Source organism: Variovorax sp. KK3, assembly GCF_001984055.1.
GTDB lineage: Bacteria > Pseudomonadota > Gammaproteobacteria > Burkholderiales > Burkholderiaceae_C > Variovorax.
On the sequence record NZ_LYVO01000155.1, the window covers coordinates 1 to 4,666 of the forward strand.

Below are 4,666 nucleotides of genomic sequence, written 5' to 3' on the forward strand. Positions count from 1 at the left end.
CGTGGCGCCGTGCATAGGTGACAAATGTCCCTACCGCAAAAAAACGACAACGATCCATTCGCGTTGCCGCCCATGTTGTTCTGTCGGTAGTAACCCCAACATCACCGCCCGAGTTCCCGGACAGCCCCTTGCCCCTGCGTCCGGGACTTCATATGGCGGCCGGCCACCGTCCCGCACCAACCCCTTTGAAAACAACGACTTGCGCGCGCGTTCGGCCCGCCCGGCCCCTGGCACACCCGTTGCGATAACGGTCGGGTCATGACGCGCCCACTGGCAGCGCGGCAGGCACCCCCAGAGGAGACAAACAGGATGGATACGAACGAAGACCTCGATCCGGTCGAGACCGGCGAGTGGGTCGATGCATTGCGTGCCGTGCGCGCGCACCGCGGCGCCGATCGCACCGGCTACATCGTCAACCGGGTGGTCGACGAGGCGCGGCGCGACGGCGTCTACATGCCGCGGTCGCTCACCACGGCCTACAAGAACACCATCCCGCCGGAGGCCGAAGCCAAGAGCAGCGGCGACCGGGCGATCGAGCATCGGCTGCGCTCGATCATCCGGTGGAACGCGATGGCGATCATCCTGCGCGCGAACAAGGACAGTTCGGAGCTCGGCGGGCACATCGCGAGCTTCCAGTCCGCCGCCACGCTCTACGACATCGGCTTCGGCCACTTCTGGCATGCGCCCACCGACAGCCATGGCGGCGACCTGCTCTACATCCAGGGGCACAGCGCGCCGGGCATCTATGCGCGCGCTTTCCTCGAAGGGCGTCTGACCGAGGAACAGCTGCTGGGCTATCGGCAGGAGTCCGAGGGCAAGGGCATCTCGTCGTATCCGCACCCGTGGCTGATGCCCGACTTCTGGCAGTTCCCGACCGTGTCGATGGGCCTGGGGCCGCTGATGGCCATCTACCAGGCGCGCTTCCTCAAGTACCTGCAGGGCCGCGGCCTGGCCGACACCGCGCCGCGCAAGGTGTGGGCCTTCATGGGCGACGGCGAGATGGACGAGCCCGAATCGCTGGGCGCCATTTCGCTGGCCGGGCGCGAGGCGTTGGACAACCTGGTCTTCGTCATCAACTGCAACCTGCAGCGGCTCGACGGCCCGGTGCGCGGCAACGGCAAGATCGTGCAGGAGCTGGAGTCGGTGTTCCGCGGCGCCGGCTGGAACGTCATCAAGGTGCTGTGGGGCAGCGGCTGGGACAAGCTGCTGGCCAGGGACACGAGCGGCTTGCTGCTCAAGCGCATGGAAGAGTGCGTCGACGGCGAGTACCAGGACTTCAAGAGCAAGAGCGGCGCCTACGTGCGCGAGCATTTCTTCGGCAAGTACGACGAGCTCAAGGCGCTGGTCGCCGACATGAGCGACGACGAGATCTGGGCCCTGACGCGCGGCGGCCACGATCCCGAGAAGGTGTTCGCGGCCTACGCCGCGGCCGTGAAGCACACGGGCCAGCCCACGCTGATCCTGCCCAAGACCGTCAAGGGCTACGGCATGGGCGAGTCGGGCGAAGGCCAGATGATCGCGCACCAGGCCAAGAAGATGACGCAGGACGCGCTACGCAACTTCCGCGACCGCTTCCAGATCCCGGTGTCCGACGAAGACCTGCCCAAGGTGCCCTTCATCAAGCTGCCCGAAGACAGCCCCGAGATGAAGTACCTGCGCGCACGGCGCGAGGCGCTCGGCGGCTACCTGCCGCAGCGTCGGCAGAAGTCGACCGCGCTCGAGGTGCCGCCGCTCTCGACCTTCGAGCGCCTGCTCAAGGACACGGGCGAGCGCGAGATCTCGACCACCATGGCCTTCGTGCAGATGCTCGGCACGCTGGTGCGCGACAAGTCCATCGGCAAGCACGTGGTGCCCATCGTGCCCGACGAGTCGCGCACCTTCGGCATGGAAGGCATGTTCCGCCAGCTCGGCATCTATTCGTCGGTGGGGCAGCTCTACAAGCCGCAGGACGCCGACCAGCTTATGTACTACCGCGAGTCGAAAGACGGCCAGGTGCTGCAAGAGGGCATCAACGAAGGCGGCGCGATGTCGAGCTGGATCGTCGCGGCCACCTCGTACAGCACGAGCAACGTGCCGATGATCCCGTTCTACATCTACTACTCGATGTTCGGCCTGCAGCGCGTGGGCGACCTGGCCTGGCTGGCCGGCGACATCCGCGCGCGCGGCTTCCTGCTGGGCGGCACCGCGGGGCGCACCACGCTCAACGGCGAGGGCCTGCAGCACGAAGACGGGCACAGCCACATCATTGCGGGGACCATTCCCAATTGCATCTCGTACGACCCGACCTTCGCCTATGAGGTGGTGACGATCGTGCGCGACGGCATGCGCCGCATGTACCAGGACCAGGAAGACGTCTACTACTACGTCACCCTGATGAACGAGAACTACCCGCACCCCGGCATGCCCGAGGGCAGCGAGGCGGGCATCCTCAAGGGCCTCTACCAGCTGAGCGACGGCGGCAAGACGCCGAAGAAGGGCCAGCGCGTGCAGCTGATGGGCAGCGGCACCATCCTGCGCGAAGTGATGGCCGCGGCCGAGCTGCTGAAGGCCGACTGGAACGTGGCGGCCGACGTCTGGAGCGCGACCAGCTTCAACGAGCTGCGCCGCGACGGCATGGCGGCCGAGCGCTGGAACCGGCTGCATCCGACCGAGGCGCCGCGCAAGAGCCACGTCGAGCAATGCCTCGAAGGCCACGAGGGCCCGGTGATCGCCGCCACCGACTACATGCGCAACTACGCAGACCAGGTGCGCGAATACGTGCAGGCGGCAGGCCGCCGCTTCACCGTGCTCGGCACCGACGGCTTCGGCCGCAGCGACTACCGCGTGAAACTGCGCCGCTTCTTCGAGGTCGACCGCTTCCACGTCGCCGTCGCGGCGCTGAAGGCGCTGGCGGACGACGGCGTCGTCAAGCCCGCCGTCGTCGCCGAGGCGATCGCCAAGTACGGGCTCGACGCCGAGCGCGCCGCCCCCTGGACCGTCTGAGGAGCACCATGAGCAACGCCATCGACATCCAGGTCCCCGACATCGGTGACTTCAGCGACGTGCCCGTCATCGAGATCTTCGTGAAGCCCGGCGACACGGTGAAGGCCGAGGACGCGCTGGTCTCCCTCGAATCCGACAAGGCCACGATGGACGTGCCGGCGCCGCGCGGCGGCGTCGTCAAGTCCATCGCCGTGAAGCTCGGCGACAAGGTGAGCCAGGGCAGCCTGCTCATGCAGTTCGAGGGCGACGGAGCAGCTGCGCCGGCCGCGCCCACCGCGGCAGCGCCGGCGTCTTCTTCATCGCCGGCAGTCACGCCCGCTGCAGCACCTGCTGCCACAAGCGCTGCGCCCGCGGCCGGCAACATCGACGAAGCCGGCTTCGCGCTGGCCTACGCCGGCCCCGCGGTGCGCAAGCTGGCGCGCGAACTCGGTGTGGACCTGGCCAAGGTCAAGGGCACCGGCAACCACGGCCGCATCGTGCGCGACGACGTTCAGTCATTCGCAGGGGGAGGCGGCGCGGCGGCGCCGGCGAACAAGGCTTCAGCCCCGGCCGCCGCCGGTGGGGGCGCGGGCGGGCTCGACCTGCTGCCCTGGCCCAAGGTCGACTTCGCGAAGTTCGGGCCGGTGGACCGCAAGGAGCTGGGCCGCATCAAGAAGATCTCGGCCGCCAACCTGCACCGCAACTGGGTCGTGATTCCGCACGTCACCACGCACGACGAGGCCGACATCACCGAGCTCGAGCAGTTCCGCGTGCGCATGAACAAGGAGCTGGAGAAGAGCGGAGTCAAGCTCAGCATGCTGCCCTTCATGATGAAGGCGGCGGTCGCCACGCTGAAGAAGTTTCCGGAGTTCAACGCCAGCCTCGAGGGCGACAGCCTGGTGCTCAAGCGCTACTGGCACATCGGCTTCGCGGCCGACACGCCCAACGGGCTGATGGTGCCGGTGATCCGCGACGCCGACCGCAAGACCGTGCCCGAGATCGCGAAAGAGATGGGCGAGCTCGCGGGCCTGGCACGCGAGGGCAAGCTCAAGCCCGACCAGATGCAGGGCGGCACCTTCACGATCAGCTCGCTCGGCGGCATCGGCGGCATCTACTTCACGCCGATCATCAACGCGCCCGAGGTGGCGATCATGGGCGTGTGCAAGAGCTATTGGAAGCAGCACTCCAGCGATGGCAAGACCTGGGCTTCGCGCCTGACGCTGCCGCTGTCCCTGTCGTGGGACCACCGCGTGATCGACGGCGCGGCCGCCGCACGCTTCAACGTCCATTTCGCCAACGTGCTGGCCGATCTGCGGCGCACCCTGTTCTGAGCTGAGGAAGGTTCCCCATGGCAAATCTGGTGGAAGTCAAGGTTCCCGACATCGGCGACTTCAAGGATGTCGCGGTCATCGAACTGATGGTGAAGGTCGGCGAGACCATCGCGGTCGATACCGGGCTGATGATGGTCGAGTCGGACAAGGCCTCGATGGAGATCCCGTCCTCGCAGGCGGGGGTGGTGAAGGAGATCAAGGTCAAGGTCGACGACAAGGTGAGCGAGGGGTCGGTGATCCTCGTGGTGGAGGCTGTGGGAGCGGGGGCACCCTCACCCCAACCCTCTCCCGCGGGAGGGAGGGGGAGTGAAGCCGGCGCCGAGCACGAGCATCTCGCATTCGACGTCGGCCTTGCCGGCGTAGGTCGCAGCGTT

3 protein-coding genes are annotated in these 4,666 nt (G+C 67.2%); all 3 read left to right on the forward strand.

The window, feature by feature from the left end; translation table 11 throughout:
• The first annotated feature begins 309 nt into the window (after nucleotides 1–309).
• Nucleotides 310–2,982: a pyruvate dehydrogenase (acetyl-transferring), homodimeric type gene (aceE, locus tag B0W80_RS33705; RefSeq protein ID WP_077003491.1), complete on the forward strand. Its 2,673-nt coding sequence runs from the start codon at nucleotides 310–312 to the stop codon at nucleotides 2,980–2,982.
• 8 nt (nucleotides 2,983–2,990) lie between these two features.
• Entirely contained in the window at nucleotides 2,991–4,292 is a 1,302-nt protein-coding gene (gene aceF / locus B0W80_RS33710) for a dihydrolipoyllysine-residue acetyltransferase (RefSeq protein ID WP_077003492.1), read from the forward strand.
• 17 nt (nucleotides 4,293–4,309) lie between these two features.
• The coding region (locus B0W80_RS33715) for a biotin/lipoyl-containing protein (protein WP_306171893.1) at nucleotides 4,310–4,666 on the forward strand (357 nt) is incomplete at its 3' end.

Excerpts from the sequence above, each read along its gene's own strand:
- aceE (WP_077003491.1), top strand. The coding sequence starts at position 310 with ATGGATACGAACGAAGACCTCGATCCGGTCGAGACCGGCGAGTGGGTC.
- aceF (WP_077003492.1), top strand. The coding sequence starts at position 2,991 with ATGAGCAACGCCATCGACATCCAGGTCCCCGACATCGGTGACTTCAGC.